This window comes from Arcicella sp. (assembly GCF_964672035.1).
The window spans coordinates 1-23,899 of sequence record NZ_CBABQS010000049.1 but is presented as its reverse complement, the minus strand read 5'-3'; the positions used below and the strand labels follow the sequence as shown (position 1 = coordinate 23,899).

The following is a 23,899-nucleotide window of genomic DNA, read 5'->3' as shown; positions in this document are numbered from 1 at the left end:
ATTAACCATTTTCCAATCTTAACAAAACCTTATGAATAATCATTTGTACAGATGGTTCGGTCGCCCAATGCGACAAGGTATAGCATTGAAGTCTCTTTTGAAGACTACTTTGATGGCTATTACCATGCTTGTGTCTTTGAGTACGTTTGCTCAAGACAAAATAGTTTCGGGTAAAGTAACTGATAAATCTGATGGCTCTGGAATGCCAGGGGTATCAGTATCAGTGAAAGGTTCAAATAAAGGTACTCAAACAGATGTAAACGGTACTTATAAAATTGCTACTCCATCTAATGCTACTTTAGTTTTCTCTTTTGTAGGTTTCACTAAACAAGAAATTGCAGTAGGTACTCGTTCAGAATTGAATGTCACATTGGCTTCTGCTGATAAAGCTCTTGACGAAGTTATTGTTGTGGGTTATGGTACTACCACCAGAAAAGATGCAACGGGTGGTGTTTCTTCATTATCTGCTAAAGATTTTAATCAAGGCGTTATTTCTTCTCCTGAGCAATTATTGCAAGGTCGTGTTGCGGGTGTTCAAATGACACCAAGTAGCGGTGAGCCAGGTGCTGGGATCAACATTCGTGTGCGTGGTACTACTTCGATTCGTTCGGGTAATGGTCCTCTTTATGTTATTGATGGTATTCCTTTGGATGGAGGTTCTACTTCAGATGCTGCAGATGCGGGAGGTTTTGGTACTACTGTGGCAAAAAACCCGTTAAATTTCATGAACCCCAATGATATTGAAAATATCACGGTATTGAAAGATGCTTCGGCGGCAGCTATTTACGGAGCCAGAGGTGCAAATGGTGTTGTCTTAATTTCTACTAAGAAAGGCAAATCAGGTTCATCAAATATGTCTTTTTCGGCAAATACAAGTATTTCTTCTAATTACAAGAACTACGATGTACTTTCAACAAGCGATTTCTTAGCAAATGCAACAAAAGCTGGTTTAGATATTACTAACAAGACAATTAATGCAGGTTCAAGCACTAACTGGCAAGATCAAGTTTATCGTACTGCTGTTTCTCAAAATTATAACTTGAGTTACGGTGGTGGAAATGATAATACTAATTATTTCTTCTCATTGGGATATCAAGATCAACAAGGTACGATTAAAGATACTTACCAAAATCGTATTACGGCTCGTATCAATGCATCACACAAATTATTTGACAATAAGGTTGTTTTATCGGTAGCGATGACTACTTCTCAAGTTAAAAATAAAGATGCTGCTAACGGTACTGACGTTGGATATCAAGGAAACGTAGTAAGTAGAGCCATTCAAACGAACCCAACTTATCCAATTCAAAATGCGGACGGTTCTTATTTTACAAATGGTACCCCTGCTTTCCGTAACCCTGTTTCTTTATTGAATCAAATTGATTTAAGAACAAATACGAACAGAACGTTGATGAACGTAAATGCTTTGTGGAACATTACAAAGGATTTAGCTTTCAAAACAACAGTAGGTTTGGATAATTCAACGGGTGTAACCAGAAATAGTATTCAACCAAATACACCTGGTTTTGCGGATGCAATTCCTGGTAACCAAGGTCTTGCTAAAATTGCTAATAGATACGTTACTACTACAACTTGGGAAAATACCTTAAACTTCAAAAAAGTTATTGGTGCTTCTAAAGTTGATGCGATTGCTGGTTTCTCTTATCAGAAATTTGAAAATCAAGGAAATTATGTTCAAGCGATTTATTCAATTGCTCCTGCTGGATTTGATTTGACAAACAACTTGAACTTTGTGGATAATTCTGGTACGAACAAAGCATTCTCAGGTGGTTCAAGCAAAGCAGTTAATGATTTGCAATCATATTTTGGTCGTGTGAATTATTCTTATGCTGACAAGTATTTATTGACTGCTACGGTTCGTGTGGATGGTTCATCAAGATTTGGTATCAATAACAAATATGGTACTTTCCCATCAGTAGGTGCAGCTTGGCGTTTAGTTAACGAAGATTTTATTCCAAAAGAAATTTTCTCTGACTTGAAATTAAGAACTAACTGGGGTATCACAGGTAACCAAGAATTCCCGAACAATACTTCTTTAGCAACTTACGCTCCAAATTCAGGTGCGGGTGGTGTTAGTAAAGAAAACGTTCCAAATCCAGATATTAAATGGGAATCAACTACTGCTTATGGTGTAGGTCTTGATTTTGGTTTGATGAAAGGAAGATTGACAGGTACAATTGATTATTTCAATAAAAGTACAAACAACTTGTTGTTCCCGTTCTCAGCACCTCAGCCTGACGTTGCAACAACAAGATGGGCAAATATTCCTGCTGATATTAGAAATACAGGGGTTGAGCTTGGTTTAAATTATCAAGTAATTAATGGTAAATCATTTACTTGGGATGCCGCAGTAAATGCTACTTTCTTGAAAAATGAGGTTAGAAGATTAGACGTTGCTACCATTTATACGGGTAATTTATACGGTCAAGGCTTATCAGGTAATTTTGTACAACCAATCACACAAGGATATGCTTTGTACAGTTTCTTCTTGAAAGATTTCAAAGGATATGATGCTAAAGGAAATACAATCTTAGCGGATGGTGACCCAACCTATAAAGGAAGTCCTTTCCCTTCAGCAGTTTGGAGTTTGACAAATAATTTCACTTTTGGCGCTTGGAATGCAAGTTTGTTCATCAACGGACAATCGGGTGGATATATTTATAACAACACTGGAAATGCAGTATTGAATAGAGGTTCATTGAAACAAGGTAATAACGTTACTTATTACACACTTTCAAGTACAACAGGTCAAGATTATGGTGATGCTCCAGTAGCTTCAACGGCTTATTTAGAAAAATCTGACTTTATTCGTATCTCTAACTTCACAATTGGTCATAACGTGAAATTGCCAGCTAACAGTTTTGCTAAATCATTAAATATCTCAGTGACGGGACAAAACTTGTTGTTAATCTCAAGTTATTCAGGTTTAGATCCTGAAATTACAAACCCAATTGCTGCAAGAAATGGTATTCCTTCTTTAGGTATTGATTATATCTCTTATCCAAAAGCAAGAACATTTACTTTAGGTATTAGTGCTAATTTCTAAGAATAGTGCAACTATTTATAAGAAATTAAAAACCATATTCATAAGCTAATCGTTAATATGTAAATTTTAACAATATATTTTGTTAGAATCAACTTCATTAATCATTATCATAAATAAAAAAATGAAAAACTTTAGAAAAATACTAATTCCCTCATTAGCTACTTTATTGATAGCGGGGACAATTGGATGTAGTAAATTAGATGATGCCGTTCTTGATAAAACTAATGCTTCTGGTGCGGCAGTAGATTTACAATTAAAATCAGCTTACCAAAGTTTGGGTAGCTTTACGGATCAAGCTGCTGCTTACGCTTTATTAGAACACCCTTCTGATGAGATGCAAGGACCAACTCGTGGAGCTGACTGGGATGATAATGGTCGTTGGAGAGCATTACACCAACATACATGGTCAGGAACGGGTGACGATTTAATCAACGCATGGAATAACTTGAATAGAGGTCATGCTTTGGCAAATGAGGTTATCGGTGATAAAAGAGCTACAAAAAAGCAAGTGGCAGAAGCTACTTTCTTACGTGCTTTTTACATGTATTATACAACAGATATATTTGGACAAGTAGCTTTTAAAGATTTAGCTAACCCTGGTGCAACACCAAAAGGTTTAAGTCGTAAAGAAGCATCTGCTCAAATTATTACTGATTTGAAAGCGGTAATCGGTGATTTAGATGCTGCTACGGCAACTAATACAGGTACTGCAACGAAAGAAGCCGCTAATTTCCTTTTAGCGAAAACTTATTTGAACAACGCTGTATTCTCGCAAGATCCAACAAGTCCTGCTGGACCATTCACTTTTGCGAAAGCGGATATGGATGCAGTAGTTGCTTCAGCTGATGCAATTATTACAGGTGGTAGATATACTTTGACGCCAAACTATTTTGATAACTTCCACTGGGAAAATACAGCAAGATCGAAAGAGTTAATTTTTGTAATTCAGAATGATGCAGGTCAAAGTCTTAATAATAACTCTTCGCCAAGAAACCGTTATTATATGACAACGCACTACAACCAAACGCCAAGTGGTTGGAATGGATTTACTACTTTAGCTGATTTTTATAGTAGTTTTGATTCAAAAGATAGTCGTATCGGTGGTTCAATCCCAGGGTTGACTGACGTGAAAGGTTTACGTGCAGGCTTCTTGATTGGACAACAATATGGTGAAGGTGGCGTTGCATTGAAAGATAGAGCGGGTAATCCATTAGTGTTTACAGCAGATATCGATTTGAAAACTGCTGGTGAAGTAAACGGTATTCGTGTTATCAAATACCCTGCTGACTTAAATAACATTGATGCTCCTGCAAATGATTATGTATTCTTCCGTTATGCTGACGTATTGTTAATGAAAGCTGAAGCATTGCACAGAAGTGGAAACTCGGCTGCTGGTTTAACAATTGTTAACTCATTAAGAACTGCTCGTGGTGCTACTGCATTAGCTTCTTTAACTGATGCTAATTTATTGGCTGAACGTGGACGTGAAATGTACTGGGAAGGATGGAGAAGAAATGACCAAGTCCGTTTTGGTACATTCTTAGCTCCTGTACAAAACCGTACAACAGCTTCTCCTGCTTTCCGTGTTGTTTTCCCTCTTCCACAAAAAGAACTGGAAATCAACTCGAACTTGAAACAAAACTTTGGATATTAATATCTAACGAAATGTAATTAATAAAAAAATGCTCGTTTAGACGGGCATTTTTTTATTAATTACATTTCGTTTACCAATTAATTAAAATAACACAAATCATGACTTTGTACGCTAAATTTTCAATAAAAATCCTGATGGTATTGCTTGTATCAGGTATTTTAAATGCTTGCACTTCAAACGATGTAAATAGTGAAGAAGATTTACAAGTATATCAAAATATCTATCAATCTTTGAAAACTAACCAATCTCGGTTTGATATTAAATTAGATGGAAAAGAATTTTATCAACCTGAAAGCATTTTTAGTGGGCATCTTGAAATTGTCCATAATTCATTCACCATTAATTTTTCTGATCAATATGAGAGTAATATGATGATTCATTTTGGTGGATATGAATGGTACAAAGATCGTCCCGTGAAAGTTAAAATTAGATTGGATAATGGCTACTCTTCCAATGTGATGATAGGAAGAATTAAGAATAAAGCTGAGCAATTGGGAGAAGGATATTTGATGTCGGAAGGAACAATAACCATCAAAACGCTTACCAAGGAAAAGATAGTAATGGTGATTGAGGGGAAAGCAAAAAAATATCCAAAAGTGGATGTTTCTGACCCATCTTTGGAGGTGAAAGGTATCGTAGTTTGCAAAAGTCCCAACATTGATTTTTTGAGTATTGATGAAAAATCGGCATTTTATGGTCAATAACCTTGAATTCATTAACACACGCTGATTAAAACCTATTCCCTAATCCATTTATGAAATCGCACGCATTACAGGTAGCCTTATTTTTTCTACTTTTTTCCCAAACGGTTACAGCCCAAAAAACATTTTCACTAAGAGGAAATGTAAAAAATGCTGAAACTGGTAAACCCTTAGTAGGAGCTGCCATTTCGCTCGATACTAAAAAGACGGGGATTCTAACGGATTCATCGGGGAACTTCTATTTGCGTATTCCAGAGGACGATTATGTAGTGAAAGTTTCATTTGTGGGCTATAAACCTTTTCGGAAATTTATAAAATTAGATAAAAATTTTAACCTGCCAGTAGTACTTGAGGATGTAACTAAGCAATTAGAAGAAGTAATTGTGTCAAGTATTTCAACCCGAAGCAATATTCTTACGCCTTCATTAGGTGTTTCTTTGTTGAGTATAAAAGGGATTAAGAAAATACCAGCGATGATGGGCGAAGTGGATATTTTGAGAAGTCTGCAAACATTACCTGGCGTTTCATCGGTGGGTGAAGGAGCCAATGGTTTAAATATTAGAGGAGGAGCGGTTGACCAAAATTTGATTTTTATTGATGATACACCAATTTTCAATCCTACACATCTTTTTGGCTTGTTTTCTGTGTTCGCTTCGGACGCAATTCGTGAATTAGAACTGTATAAGGGAGGTATTCCAGCCCGTTTTGGTGGAAGAACAGCCTCCGTTTTAGATATAAAAATGATTGAACCAAGTCTCGAAAAATTTCGATTCGAGGGTGGTGTTGGACCAATTTCCAATCGCTTATTAATTGAAGTGCCACTGATTAAAAACAAATTATCGATTTTGGGAGCGGGTAGAGTTTCGTTTAATGATTTTTGGTTTAAGACTTTTGCGCCTGATAATCTAAAAAATACAAGGGCCAATTTTTACGATATAGCCAACAAGGTTTTTTATAAACCCAACGCTCAAAACACGATTTCACTATCCACGTATTTTAGTCAGGATTTTTATCGGGTAGATTCCTTATTTAGCCTTGAAAATGTTATTGCCAAACAAACGGATTTTAGATACGGACACACCAACGCTTCTCTGAAATGGAATCATTATTTCAATCCTAAAACCAGTTTGGAGGTTTTAGGGGCATATAGTAATTATAAAACGGTTACAGAATCGCCCGATTCAGTAAATCGGATTGATTTGAAGAATAGTATTGAATACAAAAACTTTAAAATAAATGTTGATCATACATTTAGAGAAAAGCATCGAGCAAATTTTGGGGTTAGTGCCGTTCAGTACAATTTGAGCCCCGGAGTATTAAATAAGGATGTTGTTTCAAAGATTTCTACGATTGAATTGGCGACGGAAAAATCTTTAGAAATGTCAATTCATGCCGATGATGAATTTAAAGTAAATGAAAAATTGACCGTTCAATATGGATTGCGATATACGCAATTTTTGAATTTAGGGCCATCCGAAATTAGGAAATATCAAGCCGATGAGCCAAGATCATCCATCACTTTAATTTCCTCCGAAAAAAAAGAGGGAGTTATCAAATCTTACGGAGGATTTGAGCCAAGAATTACAGCGGTTTACGTATTCGACCCCGTGACTTCGATGAAGTTTGGCTATAATAGAATGCAACAATTTTTGAATTTAATCACCAATAATACCACACCACTGCCCACTTCTCGTTGGAAAATTTCCGATGAAAATATTTTGCCACAAATAAGCGATTTCGTTTCATTAGGATATTTCAAAACGTGGAATGATAACGTTTGGGAAGCATCTTTAGAAACTTATTTCAGAGATACCAAAAACACGATTGATTACATTTCTGGCGCTAATTTACAGTTGAATCCCACGATTGAGACGCAACTTTTGCAAGGACGTGGGCGTTCTTATGGAGCAGAGTTTATGATATCGAAAAAGAAGGGAGAGTTGACGGGCTGGGTTAGTTATACTTTTGCTCGGTCGTTTCAATTAACGAATGGAATTTATCAAGAACAAAGAATTAATAGCGGAAATTGGTATGCTTCAAACTACGACAAACCGCATTCGGTCAATATTGTTTTGAACGCAACGCCCGACAAGCACAATAGTTTTTCGTTCATTTTTGCCTACAATACGGGCCGTCCTTTTTCGTCACCCACGGGTACATACACGCTTGATGGACAACAATTGCCACTTTATACGGCCAGAAATAATGACCGTATTCCCGACTATCATCGTCTTGATTTTTCGTGGACAATTACGAATCCAAGTATGAAGGAAAAACGCTGGGAGGGAAGTTGGATTTTTACGGTTTATAATATTTATGGTCGTTCAAATCCATATTCTGTATTTTTTACAAATGGAAAAAGTGGTACAAGGGTTTATCAACTAAGTGTTTTTGCTTCGCCATTGGTTTCATTAGCCTATAATTTTAAATTCAGATGAAAAATATAAAACATTTAATCATATATCTTACCATGATGACATTTGGCATGTTGTCGTGCGTAACTGAAATAACTGATTTTGAGCAAATTGATAATAATAGTTTTCTCACGGTTGAGGCAAATCTATCTAATCAGGAAGGGGCTCAAAGGGTTATCGTTTCTTATTCATCGCCGAGTATTAGCGTAAATGTTGAAAATAAACCCGTCGTTAAGGCTTTGATTTTTATCACTGATGATAAAGGTGGACGAGTAAATCTGACCGAAATTGTGGATGGAATCTATGAAACGACTGCCAATTATAAAGGAATTGTGGGTAATAGCTATACTTTGCACATCAATTTGCCCAATGGGAAGAAGTACGAATCTACGCCCGAAAAGATGATTTCCGTTCCTGCCATTGATAAAGTCAACTATAATTTTGTGGTAAAAACGAATTATTCTTTGAAAGATGCCAGAAGCGTAGGATTTGATGTAACCCTTGATTTTACAGATTCGCCAGAGCCCAATCAATATTATGAATGGAAATGGACGCATTATGAAAGAACCGTTTATTGTGCCAAATGCAGTTTGGGCTACGATTACAGTTTAAGTAAATGTAGCACTACCCCTAATTATCCCTACGGACAAAATTCGCCCGAAATAATCAATTATAAATGTGGTGAGCAATGTTTTGATGTGTCGTTTAATCCAACTTATAATATTCTATCGGATAATCTTTTGAATGGCCAACAAATTTCAAATTATCCAATTGCCAGAGTGCCTTACGATGGTAGAACAATGTACTATTTGAAAATTGAACAAAGAGCTATTTCACAAAAAATGTATCGTTATTTAAGGAGTATAAAAGACGTTACACAAGGCTCTGGGACACTATTTGACGTACCCGCCGAAACACAACTGAGCCCCAATATGTTTTCGGTAGATAATCCAAATGAAAAAATATTAGGTGCTTTTGAAGTCTTTGGGTCGGAAGAAAGACTAATTTATATTGATAGACTGGTAGGTTCGGATCGGTATTCTCCCGTAACTACCCCTGATTTTGGCAGAGAATTACCTCCACCGCCTGGATCGATTAATGGACCAAGAGCTAATTGTGTAGAAGGAAAATATCGCTCGACCAAAGAACCCAAAAATTGGAAAGATTAGATTTATTAAAAATAATGAACAAAAAACTAACCACATATTTTAACTTAGGGTGTCTTATCATCATTCCATTACTTTCGGCTTGCAACAGAGAAAAAACCCTTTTCCAAAAAATTAGCCCCGAAGAATCAGGAATTACTTTCACTAATCAAGTTACCGAATCCGAAAAAGAAAATATTCTCAACTATGAATATTTCTATAACGGCGGTGGTGTAGCTTCGGGAGATTTTAATAATGATGGACTCGTTGATTTGTATTTTACTGGAAATCAAGTAGATAACAAGTTGTACCTTAATATAGGGGCGCTCAAATTTAAAGATATTACCGAAAAATCAGGTACATCTGGACGGAAAAATGGATGGAAAACGGGCGTAAGTGTGATAGACATCAATGCCGATGGCTGGTTGGATATTTACGTCTGTTATTCGGGTTTGCGGGATTCTACTTTAAGGAAAAACCAATTATTTATCAATAATCATAACCTCACATTCTCCGAAAAAGCATCCGAATACGGTCTTGACGATTCGGGCTATTCTACCCAAGCTGCTTTTTTAGATTACGATTTAGATGGCGATTTAGACTGTTTTTTGGTCAATCATAATTTGGCGGGTTATCAGCGAAAAGAAGCTTCGGTGATGCGAAATGCGTATGATTATAATGCAGGAGATAAGCTGTTTAGAAATGACGGAAATAAACGATTTACGGATATTTCCAAAGAAGCGGGTATCAAATGTAATCCGCTTGGCTTTGGTTTGGGTGTAATGGTTTCGGATATCAATAAAGATGGTTATCCAGATATTTATGTAACCAACGACTACGTAGAAGATGATTATTTGTACATAAATCAGCAAGGAAAATCGTTCAAAGATGAGCTTCGTGAAAGAATCTCGCATACTTCATATTCCTCGATGGGCGTGGATATTGCCGATATCAATAATGATGGATTGAGCGATATTTTTACGTTGGATATGCTTCCTGAGAGTAATTCAAGACAGAAATTGTTGCTTTGGGCGGATAATTGGAATACTTATCAAGCGCAATTACAGAATGGTTTTTGGCACGCCAATATGCGAAATATGTTGCAGATGAACCAAGGAAATGGGGGATTTTTGGAAATTGGGCAATTGGCAGGTGTATCAAATACGGATTGGAGTTGGGGAACGCTTTTGGCAGATTTCGACATGGACGGCTACAAAGATATTTTTGTCAGCAATGGCATTGGACGGGATTATACCAATGCCGACTTTATCAAATATTTTAACGACGAAGAATCGACTGGTTCGCAAAAGCCACTCTTAGAACAGGTTAAATTGATGCCTACGAGCCAAACCAAGAATTATATTTTTAAGAATAACCAAAACTCAAATAACCCAACGCCTCAATTCACGAATGAGCAGAAAAGTTGGGGTTTTGACGAATCAACCGTGGCGAGTGGGTGCGTATATGTGGACTTGGATAATGACGGAGATTTAGAAATCGTTACCAATAATTTGAATGAGCCTTCTCGCATTTATCAGAATACGCAACAAGAAAATAATCCCAAGAAATACCTTAAAGTTAAACTCAAAGGGGCGCTTCAAAATCCATTTGGAATTGGAGCAACTATTACGGTCAAGGCTAATAAAAATGTCCAAATGCAAGAAGTTTCGCCGACGCATGGCTTTCAGTCGAGTAGTATAGCAGATTTACTTTTTGCCTTATCTGAGGATACTAAAGCGTGTGAAATTACAATTCGATGGGTTGATGGAAAAACGCAGATTTTAGATAAAATAGGTGTAAATCAAACAATTACGATTGATTATTTGAAGGCTACGAATAAGATTATCAAACCCATTCCTATTGTTAATTCATTATTGACAGCTACTGAATCCATCGATTATCAACACACTATTTCTCCAACTAATAATTTTGACCGTCAGATAATGTTGCCAACGCAATATTCTTATTCAGGCCCTAAAATGGCGGTGGGTGATATAAATTTGGATGGAATTGATGATATTTTTATCTGTGGAAATAGAGAAACAAAGGGTGGATTTTTTAGTGATATAGATGCTCTAAAATTTAAAATTTTGGGAATTCAGCCACATAACAATCAAGATGCCGTTATCCAAGATTTCAACGGAGATAAATTTCCCGATTTATATATTGCCAATGGAAATTACGCCAATGCCCAATTCATAGAACAAAATGATGAATTGTGGCTGAATGATGGCAAAGGTAATTTCAAACAAGCTGATTTACCCGAAGACCAAATTAATAGTTTATGTGTGAAAACGCTCGATTTTGACCGTGATGGAGACGTGGATTTATTTGTAGGTGGACATATAAAGCCCAATAATTTTCCATTTTCAGAAGAAAGTTTTCTCTATCAAAACGATGGAAAAGCACATTTTTCAAAAATACCTTTGGGTGATTTGGGTTTAGTAACTGATGCAACCACCATGGATGTGGATGGTGATAAATATCCAGAAATTATCGTAGTAGGTGAATGGATGGAACCCATAATTCTAAAAAATAATAAAGGTAAAATATCAAAATCAGTTACTCAGCCACTCACAACTTTAAAAGGTTGGTACAATACTCTTGAAAAGGCTGATTTGGATAATGATGGAGATGAAGATTTAATTTTGGGAAATCTTGGTACAAATACCCAAATAAAGGCATCAGAAGCGGAACCCGCTTCGTTAATTTATAATGATTTCGACCAAAACGGCACGACGGATTTCTTCATGAATTACTATATTCAAGGCAAATCCTATCCTTGTTATTCAAGGGATGAAGTGGCGGAACAAATGCCTATTTTGAAAAAGAAATTTCCAAATTATAGTACATTTTCTGAAGCAACGATAGAAGATGTTTTTGAGGCAAATGTCTTAGAAAAAGCGAATAAAAAGGAAATTACGAATTTGAAAACCTTAATTTTGGAGAATAAAAAAGGAGAATTTATTCCTCACGAATTGCCAATACAAGCTCAAAATGCGCCTGTTTACGCAATTCTGGCGGAAGATTTTAACCATGATGGCAAAAAAGATTTACTGCTGATGGGCAATAATAGCAAGTTCAGATTAAGAATTGGAAAAGTTGATGCCAATACGGGACTGATGCTTTTGAACAAAGGCAATTTTAACTTTGAAAGTCTTTCGCCTCAGCAATCAGGCGTGTATGTACGGGGTGATGTGCGTTCGGTGAAACGAGTAGGAAATAAAATTCTGGTGGGTGTTTGTGAAGGGAAAGTACAGGAATATGAATCAAACAACAACCGCTGACAGGGTGAGAAGCCGCTGTCAGGGTTGAATTTCAAGATAAAAAATAACCATTTTTATAAATAAAATTCCAAATTTAGATTTATTAAAACATTGATAATAAGCGATTTATCTATGTTTCCTAATGTTATCTATATGGTTGCAATCAAATGAAAAAATTAACCTTTTTGCTTATCGGATTCATTACTTTTTCCTGTAATCAAAAACCAACTGATACCCTTTTTGAAGAATTACCCGCCTCAGTAACTGGCGTGGATTTTGTCAATAAAAGTCTCGAAAAAGACAATTTTAACATTTTCAAATACCGTAATTTTTATAACGGTGGTGGCGTGGCGATTGGTGATGTCAATAATGATGGTTTTGCCGATATCTTCTTGACTTCTAACTTCGAGCAGAATAAACTATATCTTAATAAAGGCAATAAAAATGGCGAATCTATGCAATTTGAGGATGTTACAAGCCAAGCAGGAATCGTTAATAAAAAATTCTGGAGTACGGGCGTAACCTTCGCTGATGTGAATGGAGACGGTTTTTTGGATATTTATGTTTGTAATTCTGGGAGTAGAGACGAACGTGGGAACCAATTATACATCAATAATGGCGTAAAAAATGGTAAGGTAACATTCACCGAGAAAGCGAAAGAGTACGGCTTGGAAGACGGTGGATTTTCAACGCACGCTGCCTTTTTTGACTACGACCGTGATGGCGATTTGGATATGTATTCGCTCAATAACAGTTTTACACCAATGGATAGATTGGGATATGCTAATTTGAGAAACGAACGGGATAAATTGGGTGGAGATAAATTATTCAGAAATGATAACGGCCATTTTACGGATGTGTCTGAAAAAGCAGGTATTTATGGAAGTTTAATCGGCTTTGGTTTGGGCATTACCATTGGCGATGTCAACAATGATAATTGGTTGGATATTTATATTTCAAATGACTTTTACGAACGAGATTATCTGTACATTAACCAAAAGGATGGTACTTTCAAAGAGGATTTAGTGAATGAAATGCAACATATCAGCTTGTCGTCGATGGGTGCTGATATTGCGGACATAAACAACGATGGAAATCTTGATATTTTCGTAACAGATATGCTGCCCGAAGGCGATGAAAGACTGAAAAAAACGACCACTTTTGATGGTTATGACCTTAATGAATTTAAGGTAAAGCAAGGTTATCATTATCAATCGGCTCGTAATATGTTGCATATTAATAATGGCGATAATACTTTTTCGGAATGTGGACAAATGGCGGGTGTTCACGCAACGGATTGGTCGTGGGGAGCCTTGATGTTCGACATGGATAATGACGGGCAAAAAGACCTTTTTGTGGCAAATGGTATTAATAAAGACCTCACCGACCAAGACTACGTAGCATTTTTAGGAGATGCCCGAAATATGCAACAAGCCCTTGAAAATAAGTCGTTTAACTCCCGTGAATTTATTGACAAAACACCTTCAACGCCCATTCCGAATTATGCTTTTCGGAATAAAGGGGCTTTAAAATTTGAAAATGTGAGTCAAAGTTTTGGTTTGGATAAAGCGGGTTTTTCCAACGGTTCTTCCTACGGTGATTTGGATAATGATGGCGATTTGGATTTGGTCGTGAACAACAATAATGCGCCCGTTTCCATTTATCGAAATAAAGAAAATGAAACCTTGAAAAATCATTATCTCCGAGTGAAATTGAAGGGAACGGCCAAGAATTTAGATGGAATTGGTTCAACCGTAAAAGTGTATCAAAATGGAAATTTTCAGACTTTACAACAAATGCCAAATCGGGGATTTCAATCTTCGGTCGATTTAACGATGAATTTTGGTTTAGGTCAAAATGCTGCGATAGATTCTTTGGTAATCGTTTGGAATGACGATAAAAAGCAAGTCATTAAATCGCCCAAAGCTGACCAATTATTAGTGTTAAATTATCAAAAAGCCGACCAAATTTTTAAGTTTATTCCTCCAATTATCTCAACGCAATTTACGGACATTACTGCTCAAACGCTTGATTTCAAGCACATTGAAAATGATTTTGTGGATTATAATCGTGATATTTTATTGCGACAAAAATACTCCACCGAAGGCCCAGCCTTGGCAATTGGCGATGTCAATGGCGATGGTTTAGACGATGCTTATATTGGCGGTTCTCAAGAACATCCCAAATTTTTATACATTCAACAAAAGAATGGAAAAATGCTTCCTGCCAAAACGGAAGCCTTTAATCGGGATAATTATTTAGAAATCGTTGATGCCATTTTCTTTGATGCCGATAATGACAAAGACCTTGACTTATACGTAGTTACGGGTAGCAACGAGTACGAGCCAGATGCTCTACAACTCCGTGACCGTCTGTATATGAATGATGGCAAAGGGAATTTTACTGAAAATCAAAATCTTCCTGCTATCCTTGCCAGTGGTTCATGCGTAAAAGCGGGAGACTATGACCATGATGGCGACCTCGATTTATTTGTGGGTTCAAGATTAATTCCCTCACAATATGGAAGAAATCCTACCTCTACGCTTTTGCAAAATGATGGTAAAGGGAATTTTAAAGATGTGAGTAAAACGATTTTGGGAGATGCTCAAAATTTAGGAATGATTACGGATGTTGCTTGGTTGGATACCGACGGAGATAAATTTCCAGAATTAATTTTAGTGGGCGATTGGATGCCCGTAACGATTTTGAAAAATACAAAAGGAAGTTTCAATATTGCTAACAAAACAGAGATGCCAGTTTCCAATGGTTGGTGGAATTGTATTCAGGCCGTAGATGTGGACGAAGATGGCGATATGGATTTTGTGTTGGGAAATCTTGGCTTGAATAATAACTTCAAAGCCTCTGAAAATGAACCAGTTGAGTTATACGTCAATGATTTTGACCGTAACGGAACCATCGAGCAAATTATTACTTGTTTTCGTCAAGGAAAAAGTTGTCCTGCTATCTTGAAAGGTGATTTGCAGAAACAAGTTCCAACCATAAAACAGAAATTTTTGAAGTTTTCGGACTACGCAAAGGCCTCCATCAATGATTTATTCACGGATGCACAAATGGAAGGCAAAACGCTTCAAATGGTCAATAATACCCAATCTTCGTTTTTGATAAATGAAGGTAATGGAAAATTTACGCTCAAAGTCCTACCGCAAGAAGCTCAAGTCTCGCCCATTAATAGCATTCAGACGATAGACTATAACAAAGACGGACATCAAGATATCCTTTTAGTCGGAAATTTCTACGATAATATTCCAGAAATTGGTAGATACGATGCCAATTACGGAATCATTTTGGCAGGAAAAGGCAAAGGGAATTATACCGTTCAAACTTCAAAACAAACAGGTTTTTTTACAAAAGGGCAAGTCCGTAAAATGCTTATTATCAATGGTTTAGGCGGTAAAAAAGAAATTGTTTTAGTAAAAAATAATGAGAAGGCCCAGGTGTTTGGGGTGAAGTAATTGAAATAAACTTTAGAAAAATGCGAAAGCAAATAAAATATATCCTAATCACGCTCATAATTCCAACGCTATTTTCCTGCCAAAAAGCAACGGAAGATATAAAGCTGTTTGAAAAAATACCCAGTTCTGAAACGAATATCACTTTTAGCAATAATTTAACTGATACAAAAGACTTCGGAATTTTGGATTATCTCTATTTTTATAATGGCGCAGGCGTAGCTTCTGGCGATATAAATAATGATGGTTTGGTAGATTTATTCTTTGTATCCAACCAAGGAGAAAATAAATTATACCTCAATAAAGGCGATTTACGATTTGAAGATATTAGTCAAAAAGCGAGCATCAAAGGAAATGCCGATTGGAAAACGGGCGTAACGATGGCGGATGTCAACGGTGATGGATTTTTAGATATTTACGTTTGTGCCGTTGGAAAATACAAAGGACTCAAAGGAAAGAATGAGTTGTATATTAATAATGGAGACGGTTCGTTGCCACGATTTTCAGAACAAGCGCAAGAATATGGTTTAGATTTCGCTGGTTTTTCAACCCAAGCCGCTTTTTTCGACTACGATAAAGACGGTGACCTCGACTGTTTTCTCCTAAATCATGCAGTACATACCTCACGTTCGCACGGAAATGTAAGTACACGAACCGAGAAAGATGCAGAAGCAGGCGATTATTTATTTGAAAATGTCGATGGGAAATTCCAAGATGTGACTGAAAAATCAGGCATATTTCAGGCAACAATGGGTTATGGTTTAGGCGTTGCCATTGCGGATGTGAATAATGACGGATGGGAAGATATTTATGTGAGTAATGATTTTCACGAAGATGATTATTTGTATATTAATCAGAAAAGTGTAGATGGTTCTTCTCGACGATTTGCTGAAGAAGGTAGAATTCGCATGAAACATACCAGTCGGTTTTCAATGGGGTCGGATATTGCGGATATTAACAATGATGGCTTTTTAGACGTGATGACGCTGGATATGTATCCCGAAGACGAAACGGTTGAAAAAAGCTCGGCGGGTGAAGATCCATTGGATATTTTTCTCCACAAATTAGAGTTTGGGTATTTTTATCAATATAGTCGCAATTGCTTACAATTGAATCAGGGTGGGCGGAATTTTATCGATATTGCGGCGTTGGCGGGTGTCGTTTCTACCGATTGGAGTTGGAGCGTTTTGATGAATGATTTTGATGGTGATGGACTGAAAGATATTTTTGTTGCCAACGGAATTGTGCGTCGCCCGAACGACCTCAACTATATCAAATACACTATTGGCGATAATGTTCAGAATGGTTTTGACCAAAAGGCTTTGGCATTAATGCCCGAAGGAAAGGTTCATAATTACATTTTCAAGGGAAATACTTCGCTACAATTTGAAGATAAATCTATGTCTTGGGGATTTGAGGAGGCAAATATTTCCAACGGAGCCACGTATGCGGATTTGGATAATGACGGAGATTTAGAAATTATTACTAATAATATCAACGAAGAAGCGACGATTTACAAAAACCAAAATATTGAAAAATTACAAAATACTTTCAGTAAAATTAATTTGAAAGGGGAGAGTAAAAACACGTTTGGCGTAGGGGCGAAAGTGATTATCAAAGCCAATAGCATGGAACAAACCCAGCAAAATATGCCAACTCGTGGATTTATGTCGGCAGTTGCGCCAATTTTGACTTTTGGCTTAGGAAAAAATACTACATTGATTGATACCGTCAAAGTAATTTGGGAAAGCGGTAAAGTGCAAATTTTGACGAAAGTAAAACCGAATACAACTTTGACCTTGTATGAGAAAGATGCTCAATTGCCAATCTCAAAATCCGATAAATTACCAATATTTACTTTTGAAGAAATTTCCAACAAATTAAACATCAATTTCACCCACAAAGAAAACCAATATTTCGACTTTACTCGTGAGTCGTTGATGCCGTTTAAGGTTTCGACGGAAGGCCCAAAAATGGCAATTGGCGATGTAAATGGCGATGGAAAAGATGATTTGTATTTGTGCGGAGCGAGAAATCAGGCGGGAGAATTGTATTTGCAAAATACTTCGGGTTTTTCTCCTTCAAAACAAGTAGGTTTTCAAGAAGACATCATTTTTGAAGATGTGGACGCTGTTTTCCTGGATATTGATAATGACAAAGACCTTGATTTATACGTGGTTTCGGGTGGAAATGAGTTCTCGGGAAATAGTGTCGAGCAATTCGACCGTGTGTATCGCAATGATGGGAAAGGGAATTTTACGAGAGATAAAAATGCTCTTCCGCCCATGTTTACGAATAAATCTTGCGTAAAACCTTTTGACTTTGACAAAGATGGAGATTTAGACCTTTTTGTGGGTGGGCGAGTAGTACCTTTCAATTACGGAAAAACGCCAAAATCATATTTATTGGTGAATAATGGCAAGGGGATTTTTGTGGATAAAACCAAAGCATTAGCACCCGAAATAGAAACCTCAGGCATGGTTACCAATGCTATTTGGGCAGATACCGATAACGACGGAGACACAGATTTAACCGTGATTGGCGATTGGATGCCAATTCAAACCTACCAAAATACAAAGGGAAAATTCAAAATAGTAGATAATGGATTAACTGAAAATACGGGTTTTTGGCAAGGAATTGTTGCCAACGATTTTGATCGAGACGGCGACATTGATTTTGTCGTTGGAAACTTAGGAACGAATACCAAATTCAGGAAAAACCTAACAGGAAATATTTTGAAAATGTACGTAAAAGACATTGATAAAAATGAAAGTGTAGAACAAATTTTGGTGTATAATCGGGGAGAGAAATGGTATCCAGTCGCAACAAAGGACGAAATGGGCAAGCAAATTCCGAGTATTATCAATAAACATTTTACCGATTATTCGCAATATGCAGGAAAAGAAATCAGCGATTTGCTAACTTCTGATGAATTGGACGGAACTGAAGAAAAACAAATAAATACCTTTGAATCAGTTTATATAGAAAACATAGGAGGCAATAAATTTAAGTTGAAACCATTGCCAATGTTAGCCCAAACTTCTAAAGTAATGGCCTTATTATTAGATGATTACGACGGAGATGGTATCAAAGATATAATTGTTGGCGGTAATTTTTACGGCTCAAATATGTACCAAGCACGTTACGATGGCAGTTATGGTTTAATTCTAAAAAGTGACGAGAAAGGTAACTTTAAATCTGTTATTCCAAGCCAAAGTGGTTTACTATTGAATGACGAAATACGTGATATGCAGATAATTAAGGTAAATAAATTGCCCTGTTATTTAATTGCTCGAAATAATAATACTTTACAAGTTTTTACCAAAAAGTAACGCAGATTTTGTCAGGGATGCCCAATCTGTCCGTAATACCAAAATATAGACTTGGCATCCCCGACAAAGTCTGTGCTACTAATCACAATGAAAAACAAAAAACTTATTCTTTGGTCGCTGACGGTTGCGTTAAGTGGCTTTTTATTCGGTTTAGATACCGCTGTAATTTCTGGAGCAGAGCAAAAAATCCAAGCGCTATGGTCATTGAGCAATACGTTGCACGGTTTTGCTATTGCGATTGCTTTGTACGGAACCGTATTTGGCGCAGCTTTTGGCGGTTGGTTTGCCGATAAATTAGGAAGAAAAAGAGCGTTATTTTGGTTGGGAGCGTTATTTTTCGTTTCAGCTGTGGGTTCAGCCGTTGCCCAAGACGTTTATACTTTTATGGTTTTTCGTTTTATTGGCGGTTTGTGCATTGGAGCGTCTTCGGTGGTTTCACCTTTGTACATTTCAGAAATTGCTCCCGCCAAAAAACGGGGTTTTCTCGTTGCTTTATTCCAATTTAATATCGTTTTTGGAATTATGATTGCCTACGTTTCAAACTACTTTTTCCAAGCGTTAGGTGGTGAAAGCGATTGGCGTTGGATGTTGGGAATCGTCGGAATTCCATCTTTGATTTTTACGGGATTGACCTTATTAATTTCCGAAAGTCCACGTTGGTTAATTCTTCAAAAAAATGACATTGAAACTGCCAAAGCGGTTTTAAATGAAATTGACCCAGAAACTGCCGATTCTACTTTGGCTTCAATTCTTCAGTCACAGCAAAATAATATTAAGTTAGGGAATGTAACTTTCTTCTCAAAAAAATACGCTTTCCCGATTTTACTCGCATTTTTGATGGCATTTTTTAATCAAGTTTCAGGAATTAATGCCATTATTTATTATGCTCCGAGGGTTTTTGAAATGTCAGGTTTGGGAAAAGCTACGGCTTTACTTTCATCGGTCGGAATTGGACTTATTAATTTGATTTTCACCATGTTAGGCGTTTCTTTGATTGACAAATTTGGTCGTAAAACATTGATGTATATTGGCTCAATTGGCTATATTATTTCATTGACTTTAATTGCCAGAGCATTTTATGTACAACAATTTGACGGAATGTCATTCTTTTTGTTTGCCTTCATTGCGGCTCATGCCATCGGACAAGGTGCGGTGATTTGGGTATTCATTTCAGAGATTTTTCCAAACGAAGTACGTGCCTCGGGGCAGGCTTTCGGAAGTTTAACACACTGGGTTTTTGCGGCCATTATTACCAATATTTTCCCCTATTTTGCTGGCCAATTTGGTGGAACACCCATTTTTATGTTCTTCACCGTAATGATGGTTTGCCAATTATTGTACGTTTGGTTCTTGATGCCAGAAACAAAAGGTGTGGCTTTAGAAGAAATGGATTTATCAATTAATAATTAACAGTTGATAATTGACAATTAAAATATCAGGTAAACAAAAATGCCGATTTGGAACTATTAATTCCAAATCGGCATTTTTTATCGTTCATCGCCCATCATTCAAACATCAAATACAAGGTAACTGTATGACTATTAAGTCGTTGTATATCTCTTGCGTAAGGATTATTATTGGTTGGTGTAATAAACATATTGGTTATGCCATGTGAAAAACGAAGTTCAGGTGTGAATTTGAAATACTTGAAAAATTGTTCAAATCCAATACCATATTCCAGCGATAAATCGCCCGTTTTGGTATCTAATCTTCTTGTTGAAGCTGCATTTTTTCTAACATTTGCTTCAATTCCAATCTTGAAACCCGCATCCACAAACATCCTCGAATTGCCTCTCCTTTGCGATTTATATTTCAATAAAAGCGGAATTTCCAACCACGTGGATTCACGGAGTTCAGCGGGAAAATCAGGAGAATTATTAAAGCGATAATCAACCTCACGTCCGTACAAGGCAATATTCATCCCCGTCTTAAAATCAAGCCTATCGGATAATTTGAAATTTACCAAACCGCCCACTTGAAAAGCAAAATTCCCTGACGAAACAATGGTTACGGCTGAATCGGTAGCACTTCCCGAACCAAAATTCTTACTATGATAAACATTAAATCTTGATGAGCCAAAACCAAAAAGGAAGCCAAAATGGACCGTTTTATCATCGTAAAATTCATCATAGATTCGTTTATACTCATATTTTTGAGCGGATGAACGATGAGATAATCCAGCCATTAAAATACAGGTAAAAACCACAAAAAGAATTACTTTCTGCCTATATAAATGGTACTGATGCCAAATGTGAGTGGTAAACATTGAGTGTTGTTAAAGCCTGCACGGTGAAATACCTTCATAAATTCGTCTCCTTCTGGAAATGCTTGTACCGAGTCATACAAGTAAGTATAGGCGGAAGTGTCCTTCGAGACAATTTTGCCAACGGTAGGCAGAATATTTTTGAAATAAAAATTATACAATTGTTTCATTGGAAACTTCTGAGGTTTTGAAAATTCCAAAACGATACAAGTTCCTCCTGATTTCATCACACGGCACATATCAGTCAATCCTTTTTCGAGGTTTTCAAAGTTCCGTACTCCAAAGCTAACGATAACGGCATCAAAAGTATTGTCTTCAAATTGCAATTTTTCCGAATCACCGCTTTGTAAAGTTATGACAGATTCCATGCGAAGTTTCTTGATTTTTTCACGACCAAAACTCAACATTCCTTCCGAAATATCCACGCCCACGATTTTATCTGGTTTCAACGCCAAAGCCTCAATCGCAAAATCGCCCGTACCCGTAGCAATATCCAAAATGGTTTTTGGTTGTGCTTTCTTTAATAATTTGATGGCTTTTTTTCGCCACAAAATATCAATTCCTCCACTCAATAAATGATTCAAAAAATCATATTTGGGTGAAACATTATCAAACATTTGAGCCACTTGCTCTTTCTTAGAAGCATCTTGCTCTTTATATGGAACGACAGTCATGTGTAATACGAACAGCTTTGTCCGTTTTTATTAATTCAATATATCAAAATTACAATACACTGCTTAGATAACCCCTCATTTAAAAAGATTGTTTCTCGAAAACCCCGTTTTGTAACATTAATCGTAAATTGGAAAACAATCATCACCCTCAAAACAATCAAATTATTTATGTACAACATGGGACTTTACATTTTAGCGTTCTTCTTTACCGTAGGCGGTATTTACCACTTCGTTAAACCCAAATTTTACCTTTATGTGATGCCTCCTTACATCCCAAATCATAAATTTATGGTATTATTGAGTGGTATAACTGAAGTTATTTGTGGCGTAGGTCTTTTATTCACCGCCACTCGTTCTCTATCGGCTTGGGGCATTATTGCGATGTTGATTATCTTTTTACGGTACATATTTTTATGCTCATTTCCGATAAATTCTTTAAAATATTAAAAGCATTTTTGTAGACGAGAATTATCTTGCAGTTTTTGTTTCTTAATTGGGCATATTTGTATGTGTAAGAAAATTTTATTCGTAATTATTTGATTATCAATGGATTGAATCAATTATTATTTTTTTGAATTTACATTCGTCAAAAATTCCAGCTGAATTAATAAAATAAGTGTCTACAGGACATTTTCATAAGGAGGTTTAACCTGTTAAAAGCACGGCATTGCGTATTCTCTATCGAAGTTACACTCCTCTCCGACGACCCTGAGATTATTGGTTATATTTTTCTTCTGAGTAAATTAACGGCTACATTGAATACCGAAGCAATGGCTCTACCTCCGTTGGTTTTATAATATTTAAGGTAATCTTCTCCTAAATTAAGATCCTTGACGTTATTGTCCGACTCAACACTCCAATGATTACGAACGGCTTTGTAAAGTTTGTTTCCAGCTATTTTATTAGTGAGGGTTCTATTACTCACAAAATAGACGATTTCTTGGCTAATTTTACAGCCTTTTGTTCGTTCTCTTTTGCGATAAATTTCCAAAAGTGTCTCAATACCAAAGTTTTGTCATCTTTTATCTAATGTTGCTACTTCCAGAGGATAAAGTCCTGCTATTCGATGTTCTATCCTGCCATGAGCTTTTTCTACGTCTTGAAAATTATACTTGAAAGGCATATTCTGAACCATATTTTGACATTATTCAAATAACTCTTTTTGATTTTTTTAATCTGAGCTAAATAAATTTCCCCCTTATTTTCAAGTTCTTCCAGTAAAGTAGGACACGTATTTAAAGTATCAAGACCGTAAGTACCAATCAACGTATGTTGACTTTGGCAATATTGCTGAACAATCGTCTTTTCAGATTCTTTTTTACCTGAATAGAATCCAATGATTTGGCTCTCTAAATCTTCATGACTAACCATTTTTACTACATTCTCACCTCGCTTATCTCCTGATACCCCATCTATGGTTTCCCTCAACTTTTCCCCATCAACTGCAAAGTAAAGTCCTTCAATTTGCTCAGTTTGACCCTCAAAACAAGTAGTATTTGCCTTACTAAAATCCTCCTAATCAATACTTTCAAAATTTTACCCCACTGTACGTATGATAGACATTTTTTCGCCCGAAAGGCTGTGTCTATCACCATTAATTCAGTTCCTCTACCATTCTTTGATGAATCATGGCTAAACTTACATGACCAGTACAACGAAGTAAGGATATTAAAAAGCTCGTTAGGACAAAGGCTAAATTATGTTTTCGCCCTCGACAATCTCGATTATCTACAAGGGATGTTTAATTGGGATAATTTATCAGATTTTTTTTTTTTTACAAGTATGGTGATTTTCAATTGATTAGGAGATACTTTAAAAGATTTTCATTTTTTTTTGCTTTAGAGTTTGGTGGTTTAGAAATAAACCTGCAACTTTGCACTCCCAAACAACGAAAGAGGGTTAGGGAACCTGGG

The 23,899-nt window shown here is 36.5% G+C and carries 14 protein-coding genes; 10 read left to right on the top strand and 4 right to left on the bottom strand.

Annotated elements, in window-relative coordinates; all coding sequences use genetic code 11:
- Positions 1-31: 31 nt before the first annotated feature.
- From AC1W31_RS13525 to AC1W31_RS13485, 9 genes are all read left to right on the top strand, one after another.
- On the top strand, positions 32-3,067 hold the full coding sequence (locus AC1W31_RS13525) for a SusC/RagA family TonB-linked outer membrane protein (protein WP_481734993.1): 3,036 nt from the start codon (positions 32-34) through the stop codon (positions 3,065-3,067).
- Positions 3,068-3,188: 121 nt separating this feature from the next.
- The gene (locus AC1W31_RS13520) at positions 3,189-4,721 is read left to right on the top strand and encodes a RagB/SusD family nutrient uptake outer membrane protein (RefSeq protein ID WP_481734992.1); all 1,533 of its coding nucleotides are present in this window, start codon (positions 3,189-3,191) and stop codon (positions 4,719-4,721) included.
- 98 nt (positions 4,722-4,819) lie between these two features.
- Complete coding sequence (locus AC1W31_RS13515) at positions 4,820-5,425, top strand: hypothetical protein (protein WP_481734991.1); 606 nt, start codon at positions 4,820-4,822, stop codon at positions 5,423-5,425.
- Between the two features lie 50 nt (positions 5,426-5,475).
- Positions 5,476-7,860: a TonB-dependent receptor gene (locus AC1W31_RS13510; protein ID WP_481734990.1), complete on the top strand. Its 2,385-nt coding sequence runs from the start codon at positions 5,476-5,478 to the stop codon at positions 7,858-7,860.
- Complete coding sequence (locus AC1W31_RS13505) at positions 7,857-9,005, top strand: DUF4249 domain-containing protein (RefSeq protein ID WP_481734989.1); 1,149 nt, start codon at positions 7,857-7,859, stop codon at positions 9,003-9,005. The genes AC1W31_RS13510 and AC1W31_RS13505 overlap by 4 nt, the downstream gene beginning before the upstream one ends.
- A gap of 14 nt (positions 9,006-9,019) precedes the next feature.
- Positions 9,020-12,268 (top strand): VCBS repeat-containing protein, encoded by a 3,249-nt coding sequence (locus tag AC1W31_RS13500; RefSeq protein WP_481734988.1) that lies wholly within the window; start codon positions 9,020-9,022, stop codon positions 12,266-12,268.
- A gap of 146 nt (positions 12,269-12,414) precedes the next feature.
- Positions 12,415-15,720: a VCBS repeat-containing protein gene (locus AC1W31_RS13495; protein ID WP_481734987.1), complete on the top strand. Its 3,306-nt coding sequence runs from the start codon at positions 12,415-12,417 to the stop codon at positions 15,718-15,720.
- 20 nt (positions 15,721-15,740) lie between these two features.
- On the top strand, positions 15,741-19,049 hold the full coding sequence (locus AC1W31_RS13490) for a VCBS repeat-containing protein (protein ID WP_481734986.1): 3,309 nt from the start codon (positions 15,741-15,743) through the stop codon (positions 19,047-19,049).
- Between the two features lie 87 nt (positions 19,050-19,136).
- Complete coding sequence (locus AC1W31_RS13485) at positions 19,137-20,459, top strand: sugar porter family MFS transporter (protein WP_481734985.1); 1,323 nt, start codon at positions 19,137-19,139, stop codon at positions 20,457-20,459.
- Positions 20,460-20,553: 94 nt separating this feature from the next.
- Here AC1W31_RS13485 and porT read toward each other — a convergent pair whose 3' ends face one another.
- Positions 20,554-21,315 (bottom strand): type IX secretion/gliding motility protein PorT/SprT, encoded by a 762-nt coding sequence (porT, locus tag AC1W31_RS13480; RefSeq protein ID WP_481734984.1) that lies wholly within the window; start codon positions 21,313-21,315, stop codon positions 20,554-20,556.
- Positions 21,264-21,986, bottom strand: coding sequence for a bifunctional demethylmenaquinone methyltransferase/2-methoxy-6-polyprenyl-1,4-benzoquinol methylase UbiE (gene ubiE / locus AC1W31_RS13475; protein WP_481734983.1), 723 nt, complete (start codon positions 21,984-21,986; stop codon positions 21,264-21,266). Before ubiE ends, porT begins: the two co-directional genes overlap by 52 nt.
- A 177-nt stretch (positions 21,987-22,163) precedes the next feature.
- Here ubiE and AC1W31_RS13470 point away from each other — a divergent pair, with 177 nt between their 5' ends.
- Positions 22,164-22,433: a DoxX family protein gene (locus AC1W31_RS13470; protein ID WP_481734982.1), complete on the top strand. Its 270-nt coding sequence runs from the start codon at positions 22,164-22,166 to the stop codon at positions 22,431-22,433.
- Positions 22,434-22,707: 274 nt separating this feature from the next.
- Here the strand turns inward: AC1W31_RS13470 and AC1W31_RS13465 are convergent, their stop codons facing one another.
- Together AC1W31_RS13465 and AC1W31_RS13460 are read right to left on the bottom strand one after the other, a co-directional pair.
- On the bottom strand, positions 22,708-22,977 hold the full coding sequence (locus AC1W31_RS13465) for a hypothetical protein (protein WP_481734981.1): 270 nt from the start codon (positions 22,975-22,977) through the stop codon (positions 22,708-22,710).
- A 101-nt stretch (positions 22,978-23,078) separates the two neighbouring features.
- Positions 23,079-23,414 (bottom strand): hypothetical protein, encoded by a 336-nt coding sequence (locus tag AC1W31_RS13460; RefSeq protein WP_481734980.1) that lies wholly within the window; start codon positions 23,412-23,414, stop codon positions 23,079-23,081.
- Positions 23,415-23,899: the final 485 nt, after the last annotated feature.

Bases quoted from the DNA above. Each gene is read 5' to 3' on its own strand.
- AC1W31_RS13525 (WP_481734993.1), top strand. From the start codon at position 32: ATGAATAATCATTTGTACAGATGGTTCGGTCGCCCAATGCGACAAGGT.
- AC1W31_RS13520 (WP_481734992.1), top strand. From the start codon at position 3,189: ATGAAAAACTTTAGAAAAATACTAATTCCCTCATTAGCTACTTTATTG.
- AC1W31_RS13515 (WP_481734991.1), top strand. From the start codon at position 4,820: ATGACTTTGTACGCTAAATTTTCAATAAAAATCCTGATGGTATTGCTT.
- AC1W31_RS13510 (WP_481734990.1), top strand. From the start codon at position 5,476: ATGAAATCGCACGCATTACAGGTAGCCTTATTTTTTCTACTTTTTTCC.
- AC1W31_RS13505 (WP_481734989.1), top strand. From the start codon at position 7,857: ATGAAAAATATAAAACATTTAATCATATATCTTACCATGATGACATTT.
- AC1W31_RS13500 (WP_481734988.1), top strand. From the start codon at position 9,020: ATGAACAAAAAACTAACCACATATTTTAACTTAGGGTGTCTTATCATC.
- AC1W31_RS13495 (WP_481734987.1), top strand. From the start codon at position 12,415: ATGAAAAAATTAACCTTTTTGCTTATCGGATTCATTACTTTTTCCTGT.
- AC1W31_RS13490 (WP_481734986.1), top strand. From the start codon at position 15,741: ATGCGAAAGCAAATAAAATATATCCTAATCACGCTCATAATTCCAACG.
- AC1W31_RS13485 (WP_481734985.1), top strand. From the start codon at position 19,137: ATGAAAAACAAAAAACTTATTCTTTGGTCGCTGACGGTTGCGTTAAGT.
- porT (WP_481734984.1), bottom strand. From the start codon at position 21,315: ATGTTTACCACTCACATTTGGCATCAGTACCATTTATATAGGCAGAAA.
- ubiE (WP_481734983.1), bottom strand. From the start codon at position 21,986: ATGACTGTCGTTCCATATAAAGAGCAAGATGCTTCTAAGAAAGAGCAA.
- AC1W31_RS13470 (WP_481734982.1), top strand. From the start codon at position 22,164: ATGGGACTTTACATTTTAGCGTTCTTCTTTACCGTAGGCGGTATTTAC.